The following is a 21,507-nucleotide window of genomic DNA, read 5'->3' as shown; positions in this document are numbered from 1 at the left end:
CCCGGACCCATCTGAGGGACCCCAAAGGCCCTCATCCGTCAGTCACAAAACCCGAAGAACACTTTCTCTTTTTCCGGCCCCTTTGGGCACACAACAAAACCGAAAAGCCCGGCCCTTCTGCCGAAGCCATTGATTTCATGCAGCAATTCCAGATCGGCAGGCAAGATCGGCAACGCATATCGGCAAAACCTTGCTTGAAAGTACGAAATGTGTTTATTTTTCAAATACTTTGCAAACATGGAAGATCGGCAAAATGCTGGAAACACCCGCCAGGATCGAACCCTGCTTCTTCGAGGAGCATATTCCTACAGAACTGGCAGACCTTTCGGTCGACATCCAGAGGGAAGCCACCGGGCTGGGACAAGGGTTGCATCCTGACAGCGCAGCTGAGCTTGCCGATCTCGTCCGTGTGATGAACTGCTATTACTCCAACCTGATCGAAGGACACAACACGCGCCCCCGCGATATCGAAAGGGCGCTGGCTGGTGCCGAGCTTGAGGAAGAAACCCGTCCCCTCGCCCTTGAGGCCCGGGCGCACGTCATCGTTCAACGGGCCATCGACGAGATGCATCGCAAGGGCACCCTGCCCCGCCCCACATCCGTCGAATTCCTGACTTGGGTCCATAAGAGCTTCTACGACGAGATGCCGAATGAGTTTCGGGTCATCGAACATCCCGACGGCACACAAGAACCCATCGTTCCGGGACGCATGCGCCAGGATGACAATCGGGAAGTTGCGGTCGGACGCCACTTACCTCCCTCTTCGTCGCGTGTCGCGGCATTCATGGATCATTTTGACAAACGATTTCAGATTGCGGCGCGATCTTCGAGCGGAAGGATCATCGCGATCGCGCCTGCACATCACCGGCTGAACTACATCCACCCTTTCCCGGATGGCAACGGCCGTGTCAGCAGACTGATGTCTCATGCCATGGCCCTCACAGCAGGGATCGGTGGCCAGGGACTCTGGTCCGTTTCGCGTGGGCTGGCCCGCGGGCTGACGGATTGGGGTGAGTACAAACGGATGATGGATCTGGCCGACAGTCCTCGCCGCGGAGACCGCGATGGACGGGGGAACCTGTCAGAAGCGGCACTGAGGACGTTCAGTGAATGGTTCCTAAAGGTGACGCTCGACCAGATCACGTTCTCGGCAAAGCTGTTCGATCTCGGCGGACTGGACCAGCGCTATCGTCGTCTTGTTGCGGATACCATCGATGACAAACGCGCACCCGATTTGATTTCGGCCGTTCTTCGGCATGGAGCACTGGAACGTGGTGACGCGCAGATTGTGCTCAAGACGTCCGAGCGTACGGCACGCAATACGTTGAGCAAACTCACGGCCGCCGGATACCTGACCTCCGCATCTCCGAAGACTCCGGTGCGGTTGGCGTTTCCGTTAGATTATCGAGAGCGGCTCTTTCCAAACCTCTTTGGAGATGGTGACCTGCCGGTGGAGCGCTAGAATTACAACGAGAGAAAACTGATTGTATCCTGCAACGATTGGCGGCTGGAACCACTATGTCCGCTTGGTCTCCAATTTGTCCACCGCGGTGGACATCTTCTGTTCCGAGGTTAGCTGAACGATCGTACATCATCGCTTGGGCCGGTCTCGGGGTGACCTCTTTGTGGTGATCGGAGAGAAGGAGCTGTCATGAGCGTGGTTCCCGGTCAGACGTCCACCGCGGTGGACACTAGGCGAGACTCTTGTTCGTTTTGGACAGGCGCTTAATTAGAGAGACCGGATCAAATTGGGTTTGACGTTGGCCCAGAGTGATACTGTGAAAGTAGGCTCCAAAATCCCTGATGCGTTGTCCTAGCTGTAGCATGATGAAAATCGCGCATGATGCTTTCTGCGTTCCTACAGTCTTTTTTGCTTTCTCGAACGTTTCTGGGTGTATTCCCATCATTGGAGCAAGATTTCGAGCGTGAGCCTCGATGTCCATCCAATCTCGAAGCTTTTCTGTGGCAAATGCGGTCGCCTGGTCACAGACCGAAGTTAGTAATTCTGGTTTAAGTACTTCTTTGCCTACGTTGCTATCTAAATCTTTTTTTTCTTCGTCAGACTTAGATTGATGCCGGGCAGATTGTCCGTCATTGGCGGGCAGTTGCATTGTTTCTGGTGGATCATTCGGGGTGGATAAACTCTGGCATTCTGCGTCCGTGTCGGAGAGCAGTGCGCGGTATTCGGGGAGGCTTAGCTTCCTGCGTAGAGTTTTTCGTGCGTGGTTGATGAATGTGTTGTTGGGATCATGCTCTTCCAAATGGGCGAGCTTTGTGAGGATCTGTTTGCGGACAAATATCCGATCCCGCCGGTTATTCTCCATTTCTTGCGCGATGGTGATAAGCTCGCTCGCACGTTGGAGCAGGGGTGCAAGCGACAATCCATAACTGATGCACTCCCCGCCGGATGAGCGAACGCGGTAGCGCTTTCGGTTCGAGCTGTCATTGCGCTTGATGAATCCGAGTTCGACGAAGCGGTTGATGTGCCTGCGAAGTGTCCGTTCGTCGATGCCGCCAACTCGTTGGCAGATTGAATTGTTCGACGCAAAAACCGTTTCGCCGTGGCCAGGTTTCAAAAAGCTGAGCATTGCTTGAAGGGTCTGGATGTGGCCAGGGCGAAGCCCGAACACGCTGCGCGCGTCTCTCAGGGCCCGGAAGATGGTCCAGATATCGATTTCAGATGCGGGAGTTGAGCCGCATGATGCATCTGCACCAGCAGCCTCGATTGATAGTTTTGTAAATGCCATGATTTGATCACGATGACCGTTTGGCCCACAGCTTCCCTGTCTCCTCCCAAGATTTTATCTGGGAAAAGGCAATAAAAATCGGTTCACCGAATCGGTGACTCTTGACCGGTTTGCTGGAGGTTGCTACATCATGGGTGCAAATCGAATGATGAGGGCTCTCCAGGGGAAACTTTGGGGGGCTCTTTTCTTTCTGGTCTTCGCTTTTCTCCTTTGCTCGGGTTCCTCTATGTGGCTTGGGTTAAGACCCAGAGCCGCTCTCATTCCGCCAAGTATCGAAGAGTTGCAAAAGCGCGGCTTCTGCACGCTCCTCGAGCCACTGGCCGAATTCCGGGTTGTCCTTTTTGGCGATCTTGATGGCGATCGCTTTCTGATCGACTGTCAGCGTTCCGACAGTGTTGCCGCTCTCATTCTTGACGACGGACGTCACGCCGCGACTGGTCGGTTTTTTGTCTGCACGCGCCTTGTGCGAGCAAGCAGAATAGACCGCCTGAAATCTCTCGGGGCTTGGAGTGTCGTCGGGCAGGGCGGCGATCACCTCTTTGGCCGAATTCACCAAGTCTACCTTTCCCGATAGGGCCGCTAAATCACCCCACTGCCGTCTTCCGATGCCATGTGCCGGCCCGATAAGCTGAACAAGCCCATCAGGCAGTTGATCGATAACGACCCGGTGGTTGGACACGCCTTGCCGGGTTAACCCCAAAGCATCCTGAATGACGCCGGGTTTGTACCCAATTTCCTGCATCTCCCTGATAAACAAAGATTTTTCGATGAAAGACGGATCAAGTCGAAGGTTGTTCTCTTGACCCTGTGCGATAAGCGAGGCGTCGTCGTCCAATGTGCGAACGATTGCCTTGACCGTTCCTCCGATCTTGCGGATCGCTGCCAGTCTACGGCGGCCGTAGATGATGCGGTATCTGTCGGGTTGGCCCGATGGGCGGACCATGATCGGCACTTGTTGGCCATGCTTGCGAATGCTCTCGGCAAGCTCGTCGATACTCGTATCTTCCAGCACCAACCGATCGCGAAGGCCATCCATGTCAATCTGATCGGGTTCGATGTCCCGGATCGAATTGGCCGTGATTTCGCGCAAGGAGTCCCGCAAACCGCCAACAGAGCCGGGCAGCTTTGCAGTTTTTTGCAGGGTAGGGGAGGGAGCCGCGCTCTCTTTTTCGTCCTTCGGAGGTTGGTTGAAAATGTTTCTGGCCATCAGCGACGTCCCCATGCCATTTGGATCGTCTGCTCCAGTTCATCGGCAACGCCGTTCACGCTGGTCAGAGCGCGATCAATCGTTTTCCTGATGAACTGGCCGGGATCAACTTCATAGACGGTCTGCTGGGTCATTCCGGCGTCAGAGATTGCGGTAGACTTCAGCATGGGTTCAGTCATGACCTGGCCGGCGAGAATTGATCTCAGGTAGCCAGCCATTTGGGTCTGTGGCCCATCTGACGGCTCATATCTTGTGATCAGGAATTTGACGAAATCCCATGTCACACGGCGTCCAATCGCTTCTTCAACGGCCTTTACCGTTTCTGACGCAAGTTTCAGGAATTGGCTCATGGAAGCGATATCTAGCATGCCTGGCACGACCGTCACCAGGAGCCCTGTAGAGGCCGCCAATGCCGTGAGAGTCAGAAAGCCGAGTTGAGGAGGGCAGTCGATCAGTACGATGTCGTAATTTGCCTCTACCTCCTCGAGTGCCAAGGCGAGGCGCTCCGCAAAAATGGGCTGCATCCGACGGCCGAGCGCGTTTGCTGTCTCGGTTTCGTACTCCGAGAGCATCAAGCCGGCCGGAACCATGTCGAGCTTGTGAAAGTAGGTCTTTTGGATCACGTCAGAGAGCGGAACCTGATCCTCATATCTCAGAGCATCATAGATTGTTCCGCCTTCGGCGAACTCGAGTTCGGGCCGAAAGCCGAAAAATGTGGTCAAACTTGCTTGCGGATCGAGATCCAAGACCAAAACACGGTAGCCGCGCAAGGCGTACCGCTGTGCAAGATGTATCGTCGCTGTTGTTTTTGACGAACCACCTTTGAAATTGACGACAGATAGCACCTGAAGTCGGTCGCCATCGCGTCGACCTGGCCGATAAGATTCGGCATTCTTTCCCGTGCGCTCCAAGATATTGCGCAATTCGTCCACTTCTTGGGCTGTGTAGAACCGGTGCCCGCGGTTATCAGTATGCACTTCCGGGAAGCTACCGTCCTTGTGCCGGTTGCGCAGGTTAGACGTGCTTACGCGCAGGAGACCGGCGACTTCGGTCGAGCTGAAACGCCGCAAGGCTTTACGCTCTTCGGGTTCGAAGGCGATCTTCATCTGCCGATCCAAGGACTCGGCCAGATTGTCGGCAAACGTGCCGATGTCAGAAGAGCCTATGCCTTGCGCATATCCAACGTTACGATCATCCATATCCTGCCGCCCGCTCTTGGCCTCTGTTAAGGCTCTTGATCATTTTGACGACGCACAACGTGTCTGACGCAATTTGCCGTCAGAATGGGAATGCCACGATCCAGCGAGTCCGGCAAGAAGAATCTAGATGTAGTGCAAAAGTTATCCACAGCACCAATTTCAATCAAGCTGTCGGATCTTGGTTAAGATATTGAAATTGATAATGAAAAACTCGATCTAATGGAGTGCCTCTTCGAAAAAAGGGAACGTTACCCGCCGAGAAACAGACTAGGCATTATTGATTGATGGTACCGCTGAATCAGTACGAACCGAATGATTCTTCAATTTTTTTGGACGACAACAGGTTCCGTTGCGATGGCGCATCGGCGCATTTCCGTCGCCGCACCTGCTGGGCGATGGCTTTGCTTGTGGAGCGAGATGGATGTACACTGAACGTTGTTTTATCCATGCCTTGAGAGGACAAGATGCAAGTCGTTAAATGGGGGAGTTATCTAGCTGTCCGTTTGCCCGCCGAACTTGTGCTTGAACTCGGCTTGAAGGAAGGTGATGAGATCGACCTCGTCAAAGACGATGGTCCTGTGCGTGTTCGGCGTAAGCCTCGCGTGGATGAAATCCTCAAAGCACTGAAGCGGTTTCGGGGCAAGCTGCCCAAGGAGACGCGTATGTGTCGCGACGCGGTGCATGAACGCTGAGTTCGCAGATGCGAATGCCGTTTTCTACCTAATTGCAGACGATCCAAAGGCGGATCGGGCCGAGAAGATACAAGGGTAGGGGTCCCGGACCAGTGTCCAGGTGCTGAACGCAGGGGTAGTTAAGTGTCGGAAGAGTGCAGGGTTCAGCCGGGAGGACACCGCATCCTTTCTTCTGGCACGTCATGACATGGCTATTTTCCGAAAGACCAAGCCACTCGACGCTCTCGAGCTGCGATCTACACTTGCCTCAAGCATCTGGTCGGAACGCTGTCAGTTGGGCAATATCCAAGAGTGGCACAAATTGGGTTGCGCTAACCGCGGTTCGTGTGCCATTGACTTATACGTCAGCGAAGCATAAATGGTAACTTAGAATGACACGATTGCAGACGGTGGTGGAACTGCCTGAATTCCAAAGGCGCGCCAAAGCAATCATGTCGGAGCAAGAGCGCGAGGCTGCAATCAACTACATTGCCGGCAATCCTGATGATGGGGTTTCTCTCGGCGGTGGGCTTCGCAAGATTCGCATCCCAAGAGTTGGGGGCGGCAAGAGCGGCGGTTTCAGGACGTTGTATGTATTTGGCGGGAACCATATGCCGATCTTTTTGATCACGGTCTTTGCCAAGAACGAAAAGGCCAACCTGTCCAAGGCTGAACAAGCCGCGGCAGTCGAAATGAGCAAAGCGCTTGTCGCAAGGTATGGAGACGCAACATGACTGCATATGAATCGGTGTCGAAAGGCCTGGAAGAGGCCTTGGCATTCGCAGATGGAAACATGACGGCCGCCAAGGTCCATGAGGTACCCGTTGTCGATGTCGATGTGGCCGAAGTTCGCCAAAAAACTGGTCTCTCACAGGCTGAATTCGCCCGAAGCATAGGAGTAGCAAAGGGCACGCTCTTGAACTGGGAACATGGGCGTCGACACCCGACGGGCCCTGCTCAAGTCCTGCTGGCCTTGATCGCAAAGAAGCCTTCGGTCGTGCAGGATCTGCTGCGAGGCGCTTGATCTGTGGTGCAAGGTGATATCCCTTTGACGCTCCTTTCGAAGATACGGTCAATGAAGCCTGCAGATTGCTGAGCTCGCGAACGGGGTGAGCGATATCTCATTGGCTATGGGATAACGTTGCTCTCTAAACTACTCCAACAATCCTAGCTTTTCCGCACGTTCCAGCAGCATCCTCACGGAAGAAGGCTGCCAGCTGGTCCGTCCACGAGGCGTGCGCTCACGCATGGATTCCAGCCGCTCGCAGATCGCCTGCAGCGTTATGTCAGGATCGGCACCCTTGATCGCAGCTATAATCGCCGGCACGCGGTCGTCAGTATCCCGGCGTCTGGCGCGGGCCAGCACTTCAGCGGGCAGGAACCCGTCGCGGACATAGGCTTTCACAGCACGGAGTAGGCGGCTTTGGGTCCAGTGCCGGTCGTGGGGCAGGGGGCCATTGATAATCCGCAGCACGTCTTCCCAGGCCATATCTGGCCGCAGGCGGCGGACATGCGGCACCCAATCCTGCGCGGTTTCGTTGAGGCGCTCCATGTAGCCGTCCTGTCGTGCCAGCCGCACCTTGCGCAGCGCGGCGGGGTCTTTGGTGCGAAGCCCAGGATTGCCACCAACGCGCCCTTTGGCGCGCGCAGAGGCAAGCCCGGCCTTTGTGCGCTCGCGGATCAGAGCGCGTTCGAACTCGGCCGCGGCGCCCAGAACCTGCAGCGTGAACTTGCCCTGTGGTGAGGATGTGTCGATCGGGTCTTGGAGCGAGCGGAAGAAAGCCCCCTTGGCCTCCAGCCGTTCGATCACCTCCAACAAGTGCGACAGAGACCGCGCAAGCCGGTCGATCCGCACAACGACCAGCGTATCGCCGCTCTGGACGCGTTCGAGCAAACGCGCGAGTACAGGACGCGCGCGATTGCCGCCTGAGGCGTGCTCTTCAAAGATCTCGGCACAGCCCGCAGATTGCAACGCCTCAGACTGGGGCAGGGGGGTCTGATCCTCCGTGGAAACGCGGGCATAGCCTATCAGGGGCATGAAAACGGGGCCGATTGCAATTTCATATGCCGTTACTAAACGACCGTTTGTAAACGAAAGCAAGTAAGTGCTCGCTCGTCGTGCTCGTCCAAAAACCCTTGGTTTCCTTGCGCTGAGCGCGATCAGAGAGCCCTCGCCGACCATCGCCCGCGCGTGCTATCTAAGAAGCGTGGGTCCACTCTGACAAAACCCTTGGGTAAAATGCAAAAATCCAGTATTTTGCACATATGAAGCCTCAAGCGCCTGCCTTTCATGATGAATCGGACGCTCTCTTTCTCGATGCTGAGGGGGTGGAACAGTCGTCCGAGGACGATCTTTGGTTCTTGCCCGGTCCCATGGAAGAGGAGCCGGATTATCTGCCGCCCGGACCACGGGCCGAACCGCGCGAAACCGAAGTCCTTGATGAATGGCGGAAAGCAGAGGCGGGTCTCGCCGCGCGTCTTGCCAGTGTAGCTGGTCGCGTCGGCGCGCTGGACGACCGCCTGAAGCGCGGCCCCGAAGGATGGCGACACAGGCTTGCCCTGATCGAGGCAGCTGACCTCAGCTGGTTTGTGGGTGATCGTATCGTCCCGGATCGCCTTGCTCTTTGGATATCCATGCGCCTGTCAGGCGTTCAGGAGGACACCGCAGCACTCGCGCGTGTCGGATGGGCAGTTCGCCGTTTGAGCGGCGGGCCGGGGCCCGAGGTGGACCTTTCCGCCTTTCTCGACCGCCGCGACCCCGAGAACCTTGGTGATGATGCCGAACCTTTCATGAATCGTGCGAGCGGCTGGCTGGATCTGATGGCGCGAGCTGTCGATCTGCATCCGATCAGCCGCGCCTGCATGGGTTTCCACCTCTGGAACCTCGCTGGTCTTGGACAGCACGGAGACGGGATGGAGGCGGCAGTCACAGCCGCAAGGATTGCGGCCGGTGAGGGAAGGGGGGCAGTCTTTGCACCTCTGGCCATGGGCGGATCAGGGGGGCTGCGCGCTGGCGGCCCACCCGCTGACCGTCTGGCGCGTTGGCTCGATGGGATGATGACAGCATCCTTGAGCGCGATGCGGCACCTAGACGACATAGAGGCATGGGCTATGCGCGCAGACGCCGAAATGGCACCGCTCTCGGGCAAGACGCCACCTGCTCTCCGCGCCTTACTGACCGAGTGGCCACTCGTCTCTGCACCGATGACCGAAATCTTGACTGGCGCCAGCCGCGCCGCCGTCCAGCGCAACCTTGGCTGGTTGGAAGCGCGGGGTCTGATCCGTGAGGTGACCGGGCAGGGGCGCTATCGGATGTGGCGTGCAACGATATAGTAGAGAAGCCTTTTTGGATTTAGCCCTTTGCTGACCCAGTTGGCGCGTGAACGTCTAGCATTGAAATCGCTATTCAACCCTCTGCTTCTCGCGGTTAAGTGAAAATTTAACCCTTGAACCTCTAGTTGCTAGACGTTTTAGCGTGGAGCAAATCGATCTGACAGATCCGACACCGAAATAGAAACTGCGCGGAGCACGATACATGCTGACAAGACGACACTTCATCCAGACGACTACCGCATTGTTCTCGGCGTCTATCTCGAGTCCGCTCCTCGCTGACACCTGGCCCACTGAAGCGGAAAAGGCTGCTTGGGATGCACAGGTTACACCGCCGGGCTATAATCCAGCCACATCAAACCCGTGGGGCCTGCATCCGCGCTTTCTGCCGCAGCGGGTTGTAGCTAAAGATGGTCTTGTGGCCGGTGACATCCATGTCGATGCTGTTGCGCGCTATCTTTACCATATCGAGGAAGGCGGAACGGCGATGCGCTATGGCGTAGCGATTGCTCGTGGCAAACTTTATGAGCCGGGTGTCTACACGATCAAGCGCAAGGTCAGGTGGCCGCATTGGCAGCCAACACAGAACATGATTGACCGCGACCCGGAGCTCTACGCCGATATCGCTGACGGTATGGAACCCGGACCTGAGAACGCGCTCGGGTCACGGGCGCTTTATCTCTTTGTCGGGGACCGAGACACCTATCTGCGCATCCATGGTACACCACAGCCGCGAAGCATCGGCGGCCGAGCAAGTTCCGGTTGCGTCCGGATGGTCATGGCGCACATAAACGATCTGTATCCGAATGTGGAGATTGGCTCGATGGCGTTCCTATATTCGGCCGAGGACAGCGTGACTCCGCAGAGTTGACCCAAGCCGCGCCGTCAATCCGACGCTTGGACGCGTCAATCAGGATTGGCGCGCGACGCAGATGGGATTGCCGCCTGCCGATCGCAACGGGACCAAGGTCGTTTCCACAGGCCCACTATGCGCATACCAATAGCAATTATCTTCGGGACGTAGCCGTGCCGTGTTGAGATCCTGGTCGGGTGCAGCGAGGGCTGCGACAGATTCTGGAATATTCCCGACCCTGAATGGATCGTTGTCTTCCTTCGGAGGTACCGCACAGCCAGCCAGGGCCAATGTTGCAACCATGATCACCGCATATTTTTGAAGCATATCTATCTCACTTTTTGGCAGGTCAGCCGCGTCCACAGACTTGGCAACGCGTTTCAAGGTTCCGCAGATCGGTGTCCTTACTTGACCAAGTTTCTGTTTTAGCTCTTGAAGCTCTAGTTACTGTAGGGGCTATCTCAATGTGGAATGAACGAATCCCGAGGTCAATCCCATGTCTTCCAATGGCCACCGCCACGACCACAAGCACAGCTCTGACTGCAGTCACGATCATGTTGATGATCACAAACATGCGAGCGTAGCTCGCTACTCTCATGGAGATGGTGCTGCGTGCTGCGGTGCTGGAGCCAACACGGGACCGGCAGAATCCATCCCGTCGAATGGGCGAAGTTTTCAAGTTTCCGGTCTGGATTGTGCCGAAGAGGTGGCAATCCTGAATAGGGTGGTCGGTCCAAAAGTCGGCGGGACTGAGCATCTGGCGTTCGATGTCATCAATGGGCGGATGACAATTCTGGATACCGCAGTCGGGATTTCGGACAACGAGATTTCGCAACTGGTCGCGAGTACCGGCATGAGCGCAAAACCGTGGGACGCCGACAACGCAGCAGAGAATCAGGCCGCGCATCTGGCACGTCAAAAGCGGTTTACCGCGCTCAGCGGCGGCTTCTGGGTGGCAGGTTTTCTCTACCACATCGTCGAAACCGGCATGGGTGGTGCGCTCGGGCTATTCGCAGGGCACGGAGAAATGCCGATGCCACTCGCGGAAGCAGGGTTATTCGCGGTGGCAATTCTCTTCGGGGTCTGGCTGGTCGCGCCCAAGGCTTGGTCTTCCGCGCGACGGTTTTCCCCTGACATGAACTTGTTGATGGTGGTCGCAGTGGCGGGTGCCATCGGGCTGGGCGAATTCTTCGAGGCCGCGACGGTTGCGTTTTTCTTCTCACTTTCGCTTTACCTTGAGAGCTGGAGTGTGGGGCGGGCCCGCAACGCGGTATCGGCCTTGCTGGATCTGGCGCCGCCGACAGCTCGGGTGATCCGATCAGATGGCAGCGAAACCGATGTGCCTGCGGCAGAGGTCGCCGTGAACGATCGCTTCATTGTGCGCGGCGGCGACCGCATCCCCCTCGACGGTGAAGTGGTGGAGGGGGCGGGAGCCGTCGATCAGGCTCCCATTACCGGAGAAAGCGCGCTCGTGCCAAAGGAGCCGGGCGATGAGGTCTATGCCGGCACGATCAACGGCGAAGGCACACTGACGGTACGAGCGACCAAGGCAGCTTCCGACACAGTGTTGGCCAAGATCATCCGTCTGGTCGGTGATGCCCATGCCCGCCGCGCGCCGGTCGAGCAATGGGTGGCGAAATTCGCGCGCATTTATACACCCATCGTGATGGCGGTGGCGATCACCATCGCGGTGGTGCCGCCACTCTTGCTCGGCGGCGCCTGGGACTATTGGTTCTACAATGCGCTGGTCCTTCTTGTCATCGCATGTCCTTGCGCACTGGTCATTTCTACGCCGGTGTCCATTGTAGCAGCGCTGGCCGCTTCGGCGCGAGCAGGGGTGCTCATCAAGGGCGGCGCTTATGTCGAAGCGCCAGGGCGCACCACAGCGCTGGCGATGGACAAGACGGGAACGATCACCATGGGCGAGCCTGAGGTGGCGGCGGTTCACCCGCTGGGTGAAGCCTCCGCTCGCGAAATCATCACGCTGGCAGCCAGTCTGGAGGCGCGGTCCTCGCACCCGCTGGCACGCGCCATCCTCGCGCGCGCAGAAAGCGATGGTGTTTCCGTGTCTGCCGCAGAGGACACGCGGACCGTGCCTGGGCGCGGGCTCGAAGGACGCGCCGACCGGCGCGCGATCTGGCTCGGATCAGATCGGTTTGCCCAAGAGAAAGGTTTCAGCAATGCCATTCCGGCGGATCTTCGGGACCGGATCGAAGGGGCAGGCAGCACCCTGGTTGCCGTGGGTGACGAGACCGGCGTGACCGGCGTGCTGGAGCTTCGTGACCGCATTCGCCCCGATGCAAAGGGTATCGTTGCGCGTCTGCACGCGCAGGGTGTGAAGACAATCGTGATGTTGACGGGCGACAACGAACGCACCGCACGTGCGGTGGCGGCCGAGGTCGGCATTGACGAGGTGCGCGCCGAACTCTTGCCAGAAGACAAGGTGAAGGCCATCGAGGAACTGGTGGAATGCCACGATATGGTGGCGATGATCGGCGACGGCGTGAACGACGCGCCCGCAATGGCGCGCGCGCATTATGCCATTGCCATGGGGGCTGTCGGATCGGATGCGGCGATCGAAACGGCAGATATTGCACTGATGACCGACGATCTGGCTCGAGTGCCGTGGCTGATTACTCACTCTCGGCGGACAATGACGATTATCCACCAGAATATCGGTATATCGCTGGCAACAAAGGCGCTGTTCGTCGGGCTGACCGCGTTCGGGATGGCCTCGATGTGGGGCGCCATCGCTGCGGATGTAGGCGTTTCCCTGTTGGTGGTCGCCAATGCGCTGCGGCTTTTGAACGGCCATCGGATCAAGGACGGGCCTTCGGGCGGTGAACCGGTGGGCGAGCAGATGGCGAAGGGAGCACTGGCGCACGGTCATTGATCCGACGTCTTCGGTAGAGTAACCTCTGGCACCAACAGACCTCGCAAAAAGGGGCGTCGAGCAGTGACAAACACCAGATTTCCACGGCGCGCCTTTTTGATGGGCGGATTGGCCTCCTTCCTGTCAGGTTGTGCCAGCAAGTTCCGGTCTTACAACGGACCCGAAGTGACCCGGCTACGCATGTATAAGGCACAGCGGTTTCTGGTTCTGGACGGGGTGGATGACGTCTTGCGGACCTATCCCATCGGATTAGGCTTCGCGCCCGAAGGTCACAAGCAGTTCGAGGGGGACGGCCGTACGCCGGAGGGCTCCTACGTGATTGATCGGCGCAACCCGGAGAGCCTCTTTCACCTGTCGATTGGCATCTCATATCCCAACGCGGCAGACATCGCTTTTGCGCAGGCTCAAGGAAAGTCGCCCGGTGGCGACATTTTCATCCACGGAGGACCGCGCAAGGGGATCGACCCAATGAATGTCCGCGACTGGACGGCAGGCTGCATCGCCGTCACTGACCGCCAGATCGAGGAAATCTATGCCATGGTCAGGGACGGGACACCGATCGACATTTACGCCTAAGGATCAGGTGAAGCGGCGCCGCAGTGCGACGTTGATCGCCTCAATGGCCATGACCATGACGACGACCGCAATCGTGACGCTGGCGGCCTTATCATACTGGAAGGATCTCACGTAGGTCTGGATGTAGAAGCCGATCCCACCCGCGCCGACGATGCCGAGGATCAGCGACTCGCGCAGGTTCAGTTCGAACCGGAAAATCGTGTCGCGGGCAATGACTGGGGCCATCTGCGGCCAGATCGCATGCCTGAGCCGCACGAGCGGTCCGGCGCCGGCGCTTTCCAGTGCTGCGATCGGCGCGCGGGACACGCCGTCGATCGCCTCGGCATAGAACTTGGCGAGCATCCCCGTTGCATGAAAGGCGACCGCGATGATGCCGGGCAGCGGCCCGAGCCCGACAGCGCCCACCATAAGCATGGCCACGAGGATCAGCGGCACGGCCCGGATAAAGGCCAGCAGCGCGCGCACAGGGCCGAACACCATGCGCGAGACCATGGTCTCGGAGGCGAGGATGGCCAGAGGGATCGACAGGATCACAGCGCCGAGGGAACCGAGGATCGCTATTCTCAGCGTTTCCGCGCTGCCCTTCCTGATCTCGGCCATCACTGTCGGATCGGGCGGGAACATCCGCCCGAGAAAGTCAGCGATCCGCGGACCGGCCGAAACGAGACGCGACAACTCGACATCGGTCGTGGCGAAGGACCAGAGGATTGCGCCTGCGATCAGGGTGCTGGTCGCGAAGCCGCCGAACCTGCGGTGGCCCATCAGGACACCGCCCGGAGGCCGGAACCGGGCATCGGCTCTGCCTCCCGGTAGAGAGCCGCCGTCGCCTCGTCCTGCAACTCGGATGTCGGCACATCGAACACGATCCGCCCGTTCCGCATGCCGATGATGCGCTGCGCGAAACGCCGCGCCAGGTCGGGCTGGTGCGAGGAAAACAGCGCCGTTGCGCCGCGCGCTTGCGCCGCCCCGGTCAGCAGCGCCAAGACCTCCCCAGCGCGGGTGGGGTCGAGGTTGCTCACCGGCTCGTCGGCGAGGATCAGCCGTGGCTCCTGCGCGAGACACCGCGCAATGGCCACGCGCTGCCGCTGGCCGCCGCTGAGACTGTCGACCCGGCGTTCGGCGAGATCGGCAATGCCGCAATCAGTGAGGGCTGTGCGCGCAATGTCGAGATCATGTGGCCTTGGCGACCCCAGCAGGGCGCGCAGGGGCGCCATCCGGCCTAGGCGGCCGTTGAGCACGTTGCGCAGAACCGTGGAGCGTTCGACCAAGGCGAATTCCTGAAATACGAAACCGGTATCAGGTCGGCTTGCGCGCGGCGGCGGTTGGTCTGGATCGAGCGGCGCACCCAAGACTGAAACGCGCCCGCGCCAGCCGTGGAGCCTGCCATCGAGCAATGCCAGCAGCGTTGTTTTTCCTGCCCCGGACGGGCCGAGCAAAGCGACGCTTTCGCCGGTCGAAATCGTAAGCGAGACTCGCTCCAGCGCCGGAACACTCCCGCCCGGATGGGCAAAGTTCAGGTCGTCGATCCGGATGGCGGTGGTCATTCCAGGAGCCCATATCGCCGTGCCATGTCGCGCACGCCGTCATAGGCGGCAGGGTCGGCCCTGACATAGCCGTCCGGCCCGTAGAGATAGCGCAGCTTGTCGCGGTTCTCGGGCTCGTTGAGCCGCAGCATCGCGTTGGTGAAGCGGTCTTGCACCTCGGCATCCAACCCGGGTCGCGCGATCACGACATGGCTGGGGATTGGCGGGCTTTCCGCGATCCATGTCACCTGTGCTTGCTGCTGCGGCGTCAGGAGCAGGTCGGCATACTGGCTGGCACCCGCAGCGTCGACCAGACCTTCGGCCATCGCCTGCATGGCCTGCTGATAGCCGCCTGCGAAGAAGACGCGGCCGAAGAATGCCTCCGCCGCGCCTGGGCCGTCGATCAGCCGAGCCTCGACGAATTCGGCGAGCGGGTAGAGATAGCCCGATTCCGAGATCGGATCGGCGAATGCGATGTCGCGTCCGCGCAGGTCTGCAAGCGCGCCGATGCCACTGTCGCGACGCACGAAAATGCGTCCCGTATAACTCGGCGCGTCGCGGTAGACCTCGGAGAGAAGCGGCACCGCGCCGATCTCGGCCTCGGCCAGAACGAAGGGCAGGGCGCCCATGAAGGAGATGTCGGCGTCGCCGTTTCTCAGCGCCTCGACCGCCGCCGCATGGTCGATGGTGACGAACCCTTCGACGGGGACGCCGATCTCACTGGCCAGCCAGCCGCTGATGGCCTCTATGTCGCCCAGGAGCTTCTCGGGGTTCTCCTGCGGGATGAAAGCCAGCCGCAACGCAGTGTCCTGCGCGGCCAGCGGGGTTGCGAGCGATACTGCGCCCGCAGCGGCCAGCGCCAACATCGTTCTGCGGTTCATATGGATCGCCATCAGAATGCCCTCTCTTCGATTGCGTCGGCTTCGGACTTGAACGCGGTCCAGCTTGTTTCGGCAGCCACCCAGTCATCAGTACGAACGGCGTCACCAACCTCGGCCAGACGTTGGGCCAACGCGTAGACTTCAGGCCGCGCAGCCAGGTTCGACATTGTGCTGGCGTCCGCCGAAAGGTCCGCGGCCACGGTGTCGGTCAGCAGCAGGATATGTTTTGCATCCCGCTGCGGCAGCAGCGTATCAAGCGTCGAGGCGAAGGTCGTCAGTTCGGAGAATGCCAGCCGGAAGGCGGTGTTCTCGGCGTCGAATGCCTCATAGGGCTCGTCCGCTGCGCCCACGGTCTCCAGATAGGCCGTCAGGTCGGCCCGTTCCGCTCCGGTCAGGCCGAGCGACTTCGATTCGTCGAACCAGTCCACGACAGCGGCCAGGGTCGGCAGCGACCCGTCGTGGAAATAGGGCGCGGTGTAGACGGTGCCGAGCAGCGTGGGTGTATCCATCGCACCGGTGCGGGCGCCATCGTAGGCCAACGCAACCGAGCCGATATCATGGGCCTGCCGGTCCAGGAAGTTCGTGTCCGGGACGTGGCAGCTGGAGCAGGAACGGTCGCCGAGCGCCGCGAAGGGTGTATTGAAGATCGCTTCGCCGCGCTGCGCTGCCTCGGGAGCGGCTTCGGTCAGCTGACCATCCGGTGTCAGCATGGAGTTGGGCAGGAAGTCGAATTCGAGCATGTAGGCGAGCAGAGCATCCAGCATGAAGGGCGTCGGTTCATCGCCGCCGAACTCGTTGACGATGACGTTGCGGGTGAAATCGCGCAAGGAGGCGAAGCGGCCATCGCGGCCGTAGGGCCCGGTGAAGCGCAGGCCACGGAGGCTGGGGATGTCAATCGGATCATCACGCCGGTCATTGAAGATCGGGTTGAAGAAGGCGCCATCGACATCGATCGCGCCTGGTTGATGGCTCGCACCCGGAATGAAAAGCCTCTGGTTAACGTCCGATCGGTTGTGACAGGTCGAACAAGCGACCCCGAGACCCTGCGCCGGATTGCCAAAGATTTGCGCGCTGTCGAATAGCATGTCGCCATAGGCCACCAATGGCAGGTCGGTCTCGTCGATGCCCTGCTCCTCGAAATTGAGGACGAGGCGCGGCAGCGGATCCTGATCGAAGATGTCAGACCCCGGCGGCAGGCTAGGCGGCACCTCGATGGTGCGGCCACTCAGGACAACAGTTTCCGGCAGCGCGCTCAGCGTCCGGCGCGGCGCGAAATCGTCAACGAGGTAATTCTCGGCGAGATAGAGGGAGATGACTTCGCGCGCGGCTTCCATGGTTTTGCGACTCGCGGGTGTGGCACCAGCACCAAGAACACCGGCGGAACCTGTGCTGCTGTTGAGTTCCAGCCAGGCGAGGCCGATGCGTCTCGAAGCGTCGGGATCAGCAGCCGCGATACCGTCCGCGAACGAGCGATAGAGTTCTCGGGCTGTCCGCACGGCCTGCTGCGCACGTGCAGGGTCGTCGGCCATGACTGCTCGGTCCAGTTCCTCGTCGATCCGGCGCGCGATCAGCCGCGTCGCCTCGGCAAAGACCGCCTGGCGGTCTTCGCGAGTGATGGCGTCCAGAAGGGGGGCGGGTCCGATGTCGCTGTTGCCGTCCAGCCATGCCAATGCACCAACAGAGAATTCCGAACCCCGGTAGGGTTCGGCCCAGGCGGTCCCGACGTCATCCCAAGGCAGCGGTTCGAGATTTCCGAGGAAGAGAGTCAGCCGGTAGGCCGCCGCCTCGGGAAGCCATGGAGCCTCCTTGGCAGGCGTCGCAGCGACAGGTCCGGACAGGACGAGCGCACTTGCGAGTGCGACAATGAACGCTCCAAGGAATTTCTGAATCACCGCAGTCTCCGAATTCAAAAGTTAGACACGGCTAATTTATCTACCCTAAGCAAACAAGTTGTCAATCCTGCAGTTTCCCTGCAAAGTCCCAACTATGACAAAGCTGCAATCACAGGAACATGAACCGTTCGAAACTGTCGACAGGGCTCCCGAAGCACAGGCTGAGGGGTTCGCGACCGTGCGTCAGGCACATGAGAGCGAAATGGCGGAAGATTACGTTGAACTGATCGCCGAACTGATCGAGTCGCGCGGAGAGGCAAGGCCGGTGGAAATCGCCGAACGTTTTGGAGTGAAGCCGCCGACCGTGACCAAGAACATCTCGCGGCTCAAAGCTGCTGGCCTGGTGCGGCGGGAACCTTACCGCGCCATATTCCTCACGGATGCCGGTCGGGAGTTGGCCGAGGCCTGCCGCCGACGACACAGGATCGTCGTCGCGTTTCTCCTCAGCCTGGGAATCGACGAAGAGACTGCGGAACGCGATGCGGAAGGGATCGAGCATCACGTCAGCACGACCACGCTGGAGGCCTTCGAACACGCCCTCCTGCAATCTCAAAGCGGCAAGTAGCGCAGCATCAAGTTCTCGCGAAATTCAGAAAAGCAAGACTCAGGAGGCGGCGGCGTCAGCAGTCAAAGGCTGGTGGGTTGGCATTTGTTCTGATGGTCAACCTTAGTGCAGAAAATCGTTCGTGTCCTCTGAGCTTGGCCAGCCCGAGATAGTGTGCCCAAAATCTCTGACTGCGACGACGGTGCAGCGAGAATGTCGATCGCGGGAAAAGACGTGGATACAACCTTTGATTTGCTCCTCTGTTCAAAGCGCATAGACAATTGTCACCACCGTCGTCATGACGATGAAGAACATGACCAAGGCACCTATGGCGAGCGTCCGGCCCATGTCGCGGTTTGGCTCTGCTACTTTCAGACGCAATTCTTCGGCCGTTTCCGGAAACTCGAGCGCCGCGGAGTTTGACCCTCGCACCAACTCGTATCGTGAATTCCAGCGACGCACCTCGGCCGCGTTCCACCCGTTCATGACCAGAATGATCGCGGCGATCATCAGCATCGAGGACGGGACCCAGATCGTGTAGCCACCCATGGTTTCGTCGGACAGGGGATCGAGAAACCCGGTTCCCGCCGTTTGGTAGGAAGCATAGAGGCTCACCTCTTTGAGTGTCGTCAAGGAACCCAGAAAAATGTTTGAAACGATCACCGCGAAACCGGAGATCAGCCTTGCGCCGCGCCTCGCGCCCTCAGGGGGATCTCTCGGGTCGAAGAGCATGCCGAAATACCAGATCCCTGCCAGCACCATCGCAAAATGGGCGAACACCTCGATCGCCGCGATGCGCTGAGCAAGTCCGTAAAGCACTGGAATCTGCCAGATAAAGAGCGACGTGATGAGCGCGGCAGTGGCGGTTACCGGATGTGCCAAGAACCGAAATGCAAAAGATTTTCCAAGAGCGTCGAGGTATCGACGCCACCGTCTGTTCAAACCGGCTTGCAATAATCGCCACGGCTGAGAGACCGCGAAGAGTAGTGGTCCTGCAAGGCGGAGGAGAAGGTGCTCCACTTGGTGCACCGAAAAGAGGCTATGCCCCAACGAAGCCAGAGGCGCATTTGTGGCCGCGAGAATGCAGGTCAAGCCAGCGAGGAACAGGGCTTGCCGCCACATAGACACCGTCCCGCGAATGCGAGCGGATCGCACGAGGCCGCGCATGTAGACCCATGCGGCCAAGCTGACGGAAACAAGGGACACTGGCGAAATCGCATACCCAAACGGGTCGAAAAGGAGGAAGTAAGTGATCATCGGCTCCTGTCATTTTGTATTGTCGGCGTATCGACGGATACCGGTGAAAGTCGGGATGTTCCCACAGCGCCACCCCGGGCCAAGGACAGATCAGTGGACATCGTGAGATATTTGCCCTGCATCCACATGAGAAAAAGGTTTTCATAGAAACGTGAGAGCGGGTGGCCGGACTGACCGGCTGGCGCGATGAAATAGGATCCGGCTTCTTCCGAAAACGACATGACCGCCTGAAAATTGGTGCCCGCGCTGGTCGCGAACGGGCGGTCATTGTCAGAAGTGAACAGTGTTGCAATCAGTGTGTCGGGATCGCCGGAAGATGGGGCTTCGAGAGACAGCAGATCGCTGATGATCCCGCTCGATCGGATTGGTGCCCACCCCATATTCAAAGCGTGTGCTTCGCCCCAGGCCCAGGCGGACGGATCGGGTCCGTAGCGGTCGACAAGCCAGCCGATGGCATCATCCAGGGCCGCACGAACCTGATCCTGGCAGGTCTCGATGCGGGTAGACGGGCGGATGTCGCACCAGATTGCGCTCCCTCCGCGATCTGAAAGCACCGCAAATAGGACATCGGGATTTGGCCTGGCCCAGACCTTCGTCGCGGATGGAAATTCATCCTGAAGTATTCGCTTTTGCAACGCGCGCGCCCAGGCCCAGAACACGAGCGGCTCCGGTGAAAAGCGATCCATGTCGCCATTCCATTGGGCAAGTTGATCCAGAATATCGCCGCGAAGCTCATCTGCGCGGTTCTCTTCGAGAGCACCTGTGGAACCCACGAACCAAAGCTCTTTTGCCATTATAGGAAGAAGCGCCCGCGCGGCAGCGCTGACCGTGTCGCGCTGCACCGTAATCGCGCCCTCGACCGAGAATATCGGCTGCCGCTCATCAAGAGCAGCCAGACGGGCGTCTCGAAACGATAAAGGAGTTTCGACCTCCCTGTCAGGCCAGCGAGCAAGGGTTTCTCGGTCGATCGCAAGAATCTCCAATCCGGCTGGTGACAGGTTCATGCATGCGTCCATAGCATCGTTCACATCGGCGGACCGCGCCAGACGGTCAAGCATCATCAGAAAATTGCTGGCCTGCGCGGCCGTGGGATTCTCTGGCTCTTTAACGGCTTTCTGGGACACAGATCGGAACGCCCAAGCGACGCGTTCGCTGCGACCGACGACAATGAAGGGCACACCCGGCAATGTAGCCCCAATCGCGGCTCCGGTCGGGAGTTGAATATCCGCCAGGTACCATTCAGAAGGCAGCGATAAGGGGCCACGTATATCGGCGGCGAGAATTGGTGCTCCGGTAGCTGTTCTGTCTCCAGGCAACGCCCAAGCATCGAGGCTGACCTTGGGCGAGGTCACAAACAGCTCGGGCAAAAGAGGTCGATCCGACGGGATCGGTAGATCTGACAAGCCGGACAGGTCATTCTGCCGTCTCTCGGGTTGAAGATCGTTCAGAAACGCTTGGGCAAGTCTGAGACTATCGACGGGTCTCCAGGCTGCGATCATTCTCTCATCCGCGATCAACAGATCGGGTGAGCCTCTGCCGCGCCCGCCTTCGGACACCAGGCCAAGCCACGCGTTGACACCTGCGGCATATGCGTCGAGCGCTTGGGCTGTCGAAGGCTCAACTTCGATCGTCCGGTCAAGTGGCATCAAGGCTTGCGCTGCCCGCCTTGCCCTCAATAACTGGCCAAGCCTGTCCTGAGCGTGAACGAAACCAAGCGCGAAATAGGCGTCCGGAGCGGAGTCTGCAGAAATGTGCGGTATGGCCGCAGCATCTCGCAGAATATCGACTGGACCTTCGATACCCGCAACACTGAAATCCTCGTCATAGTCGGGGACGGAGGCGCGCAAAAGAAAGTAGACGACACCGGATACGGTCAGTCCTAATGCAAAAACCGCCAGGAGCAAGTACAGTAATATGTTGAATAGTCGTTTCAA

General features: G+C 59.0%; 21 protein-coding genes. 9 read left to right on the top strand and 12 right to left on the bottom strand.

The features are described 5' to 3' along the window. Positions 1-38: 38 nt before the first annotated feature. Complete coding sequence (locus tag FLO80_RS23390) at positions 39-164, bottom strand: hypothetical protein (protein WP_268793849.1); 126 nt, start codon at positions 162-164, stop codon at positions 39-41. Between the two features lie 89 nt (positions 165-253). Between FLO80_RS23390 and FLO80_RS18165 the strand changes: the two genes are divergently transcribed. Further along, positions 254-1,462 carry a Fic family protein gene (locus FLO80_RS18165; RefSeq protein WP_111368852.1) on the top strand — a complete coding sequence of 403 codons (1,209 nt, stop codon included), beginning with the start codon at positions 254-256 and terminating at the stop codon, positions 1,460-1,462. Positions 1,463-1,691: 229 nt separating this feature from the next. Here FLO80_RS18165 and repC read toward each other — a convergent pair whose 3' ends face one another. The 3 genes from repC to repA all read right to left on the bottom strand — a co-directional run bounded on the left by repC (position 1,692) and on the right by repA (position 5,153). Beyond that, positions 1,692-2,747 carry a plasmid replication protein RepC gene (gene repC / locus FLO80_RS18160; protein ID WP_111368832.1) on the bottom strand — a complete coding sequence of 352 codons (1,056 nt, stop codon included), beginning with the start codon at positions 2,745-2,747 and terminating at the stop codon, positions 1,692-1,694. Positions 2,748-2,985: 238 nt separating this feature from the next. Then, positions 2,986-3,954, bottom strand: a complete 969-nt coding sequence (gene repB, locus FLO80_RS18155) for a plasmid partitioning protein RepB (protein WP_246156724.1) — start codon at positions 3,952-3,954, stop codon at positions 2,986-2,988. Then, positions 3,954-5,153, bottom strand: a complete 1,200-nt coding sequence (repA, locus tag FLO80_RS18150) for a plasmid partitioning protein RepA (RefSeq protein WP_111368827.1) — start codon at positions 5,151-5,153, stop codon at positions 3,954-3,956. Before repA ends, repB begins: the two co-directional genes overlap by 1 nt. Positions 5,154-5,617: 464 nt before the next feature. On the opposite strand from repA, the gene FLO80_RS18145 reads away from it, so the two are divergent. The 3 genes from FLO80_RS18145 (at position 5,618) to FLO80_RS18135 (ending at position 6,848) form a co-directional block, all read left to right on the top strand. Then, positions 5,618-5,845: an AbrB/MazE/SpoVT family DNA-binding domain-containing protein gene (locus FLO80_RS18145; protein ID WP_111368824.1), complete on the top strand. Its 228-nt coding sequence runs from the start codon at positions 5,618-5,620 to the stop codon at positions 5,843-5,845. Positions 5,846-6,216: 371 nt separating this feature from the next. Further along, positions 6,217-6,558: a type II toxin-antitoxin system RelE/ParE family toxin gene (locus FLO80_RS18140; protein ID WP_067623056.1), complete on the top strand. Its 342-nt coding sequence runs from the start codon at positions 6,217-6,219 to the stop codon at positions 6,556-6,558. After that, complete coding sequence (locus FLO80_RS18135; protein ID WP_111368821.1) at positions 6,555-6,848, top strand: helix-turn-helix domain-containing protein; 294 nt, start codon at positions 6,555-6,557, stop codon at positions 6,846-6,848. The genes FLO80_RS18140 and FLO80_RS18135 overlap by 4 nt, the downstream gene beginning before the upstream one ends. Before the next feature lie 129 nt (positions 6,849-6,977). Here the strand turns inward: FLO80_RS18135 and FLO80_RS18130 are convergent, their stop codons facing one another. Beyond that, on the bottom strand, positions 6,978-7,862 hold the full coding sequence (locus FLO80_RS18130; RefSeq protein WP_111368819.1) for a recombinase family protein: 885 nt from the start codon (positions 7,860-7,862) through the stop codon (positions 6,978-6,980). A 227-nt stretch (positions 7,863-8,089) separates the two neighbouring features. On the opposite strand from FLO80_RS18130, the gene FLO80_RS18125 reads away from it, so the two are divergent. Both FLO80_RS18125 and FLO80_RS18120 read left to right on the top strand, forming a co-directional pair. Beyond that, a complete protein-coding gene (locus FLO80_RS18125; RefSeq protein ID WP_050686115.1) occupies positions 8,090-9,157 on the top strand; it encodes a hypothetical protein in 1,068 nt (355 codons plus the stop codon). 202 nt (positions 9,158-9,359) lie between these two features. Beyond that, entirely contained in the window at positions 9,360-10,025 is a 666-nt protein-coding gene (locus tag FLO80_RS18120; RefSeq protein WP_043872284.1) for a L,D-transpeptidase, read from the top strand. Positions 10,026-10,064: 39 nt separating this feature from the next. Here FLO80_RS18120 and FLO80_RS18115 read toward each other — a convergent pair whose 3' ends face one another. Next, entirely contained in the window at positions 10,065-10,334 is a 270-nt protein-coding gene (locus FLO80_RS18115; protein WP_050686128.1) for a hypothetical protein, read from the bottom strand. A 169-nt stretch (positions 10,335-10,503) separates the two neighbouring features. Between FLO80_RS18115 and FLO80_RS18105 the strand changes: the two genes are divergently transcribed. Then, positions 10,504-12,900 carry a heavy metal translocating P-type ATPase gene (locus FLO80_RS18105; RefSeq protein WP_234994810.1) on the top strand — a complete coding sequence of 799 codons (2,397 nt, stop codon included), beginning with the start codon at positions 10,504-10,506 and terminating at the stop codon, positions 12,898-12,900. Positions 12,901-12,999: 99 nt separating this feature from the next. Then, positions 13,000-13,476 (top strand): L,D-transpeptidase family protein, encoded by a 477-nt coding sequence (locus FLO80_RS18100; protein WP_043872282.1) that lies wholly within the window; start codon positions 13,000-13,002, stop codon positions 13,474-13,476. A 3-nt stretch (positions 13,477-13,479) separates the two neighbouring features. Here FLO80_RS18100 and phnE read toward each other — a convergent pair whose 3' ends face one another. Genes phnE through FLO80_RS18080 form a run of 4 tightly spaced genes read right to left on the bottom strand, consistent with a single transcriptional unit; the run spans position 13,480 to position 17,772 of the window. After that, positions 13,480-14,238 carry a phosphonate ABC transporter, permease protein PhnE gene (phnE, locus tag FLO80_RS18095; protein ID WP_009820129.1) on the bottom strand — a complete coding sequence of 253 codons (759 nt, stop codon included), beginning with the start codon at positions 14,236-14,238 and terminating at the stop codon, positions 13,480-13,482. Then, on the bottom strand, positions 14,238-15,020 hold the full coding sequence (locus FLO80_RS18090; protein ID WP_052453653.1) for a phosphonate ABC transporter ATP-binding protein: 783 nt from the start codon (positions 15,018-15,020) through the stop codon (positions 14,238-14,240). Before FLO80_RS18090 ends, phnE begins: the two co-directional genes overlap by 1 nt. Further along, the gene (locus tag FLO80_RS18085) at positions 15,017-15,880 is read right to left on the bottom strand and encodes a phosphate/phosphite/phosphonate ABC transporter substrate-binding protein (RefSeq protein WP_240672228.1); all 864 of its coding nucleotides are present in this window, start codon (positions 15,878-15,880) and stop codon (positions 15,017-15,019) included. Before FLO80_RS18085 ends, FLO80_RS18090 begins: the two co-directional genes overlap by 4 nt. An 11-nt stretch (positions 15,881-15,891) precedes the next feature. Further along, positions 15,892-17,772 (bottom strand): cytochrome c peroxidase, encoded by a 1,881-nt coding sequence (locus FLO80_RS18080; RefSeq protein ID WP_045685208.1) that lies wholly within the window; start codon positions 17,770-17,772, stop codon positions 15,892-15,894. Positions 17,773-17,866: 94 nt separating this feature from the next. Here FLO80_RS18080 and mntR point away from each other — a divergent pair, with 94 nt between their 5' ends. Continuing rightward, entirely contained in the window at positions 17,867-18,337 is a 471-nt protein-coding gene (gene mntR, locus FLO80_RS18075; RefSeq protein WP_009820125.1) for a manganese-binding transcriptional regulator MntR, read from the top strand. A 243-nt stretch (positions 18,338-18,580) separates the two neighbouring features. Here the strand turns inward: mntR and FLO80_RS18070 are convergent, their stop codons facing one another. Together FLO80_RS18070 and FLO80_RS18065 are read right to left on the bottom strand one after the other, a co-directional pair. Further along, positions 18,581-19,573 carry a cytochrome c oxidase assembly protein gene (locus FLO80_RS18070; protein ID WP_040652273.1) on the bottom strand — a complete coding sequence of 331 codons (993 nt, stop codon included), beginning with the start codon at positions 19,571-19,573 and terminating at the stop codon, positions 18,581-18,583. Next, positions 19,570-21,507, bottom strand: coding sequence for a penicillin acylase family protein (locus tag FLO80_RS18065; protein WP_058243488.1), 1,938 nt, complete (start codon positions 21,505-21,507; stop codon positions 19,570-19,572). The genes FLO80_RS18070 and FLO80_RS18065 overlap by 4 nt, the downstream gene beginning before the upstream one ends.

Origin of the sequence: Aquicoccus porphyridii, assembly GCF_008369105.1 — a bacterium.
Taxonomy (GTDB): domain Bacteria; phylum Pseudomonadota; class Alphaproteobacteria; order Rhodobacterales; family Rhodobacteraceae; genus Aquicoccus; species Aquicoccus porphyridii.
This window is presented reverse-complemented; position numbering and strand designations above follow the sequence as displayed.

Excerpts from the sequence above, each read along its gene's own strand:
- FLO80_RS18120 (WP_043872284.1), top strand. The coding sequence starts at position 9,360 with ATGCTGACAAGACGACACTTCATCCAGACGACTACCGCATTGTTCTCG.
- repA (WP_111368827.1), bottom strand. The coding sequence starts at position 5,153 with ATGGATGATCGTAACGTTGGATATGCGCAAGGCATAGGCTCTTCTGAC.
- FLO80_RS18090 (WP_052453653.1), bottom strand. The coding sequence starts at position 15,020 with ATGACCACCGCCATCCGGATCGACGACCTGAACTTTGCCCATCCGGGC.
- FLO80_RS18105 (WP_234994810.1), top strand. The coding sequence starts at position 10,504 with ATGTCTTCCAATGGCCACCGCCACGACCACAAGCACAGCTCTGACTGC.
- repB (WP_246156724.1), bottom strand. The coding sequence starts at position 3,954 with ATGGCCAGAAACATTTTCAACCAACCTCCGAAGGACGAAAAAGAGAGC.
- FLO80_RS18165 (WP_111368852.1), top strand. The coding sequence starts at position 254 with ATGCTGGAAACACCCGCCAGGATCGAACCCTGCTTCTTCGAGGAGCAT.
- phnE (WP_009820129.1), bottom strand. The coding sequence starts at position 14,238 with ATGGGCCACCGCAGGTTCGGCGGCTTCGCGACCAGCACCCTGATCGCA.
- FLO80_RS18130 (WP_111368819.1), bottom strand. The coding sequence starts at position 7,862 with ATGCCCCTGATAGGCTATGCCCGCGTTTCCACGGAGGATCAGACCCCC.
- FLO80_RS18100 (WP_043872282.1), top strand. The coding sequence starts at position 13,000 with ATGGGCGGATTGGCCTCCTTCCTGTCAGGTTGTGCCAGCAAGTTCCGG.
- FLO80_RS18145 (WP_111368824.1), top strand. The coding sequence starts at position 5,618 with ATGCAAGTCGTTAAATGGGGGAGTTATCTAGCTGTCCGTTTGCCCGCC.
- mntR (WP_009820125.1), top strand. The coding sequence starts at position 17,867 with ATGACAAAGCTGCAATCACAGGAACATGAACCGTTCGAAACTGTCGAC.
- FLO80_RS18135 (WP_111368821.1), top strand. The coding sequence starts at position 6,555 with ATGACTGCATATGAATCGGTGTCGAAAGGCCTGGAAGAGGCCTTGGCA.
- FLO80_RS18070 (WP_040652273.1), bottom strand. The coding sequence starts at position 19,573 with ATGATCACTTACTTCCTCCTTTTCGACCCGTTTGGGTATGCGATTTCG.
- FLO80_RS18085 (WP_240672228.1), bottom strand. The coding sequence starts at position 15,880 with ATGAACCGCAGAACGATGTTGGCGCTGGCCGCTGCGGGCGCAGTATCG.
- FLO80_RS18115 (WP_050686128.1), bottom strand. The coding sequence starts at position 10,334 with ATGCTTCAAAAATATGCGGTGATCATGGTTGCAACATTGGCCCTGGCT.
- repC (WP_111368832.1), bottom strand. The coding sequence starts at position 2,747 with ATGGCATTTACAAAACTATCAATCGAGGCTGCTGGTGCAGATGCATCA.
- FLO80_RS18125 (WP_050686115.1), top strand. The coding sequence starts at position 8,090 with ATGAAGCCTCAAGCGCCTGCCTTTCATGATGAATCGGACGCTCTCTTT.
- FLO80_RS18140 (WP_067623056.1), top strand. The coding sequence starts at position 6,217 with ATGACACGATTGCAGACGGTGGTGGAACTGCCTGAATTCCAAAGGCGC.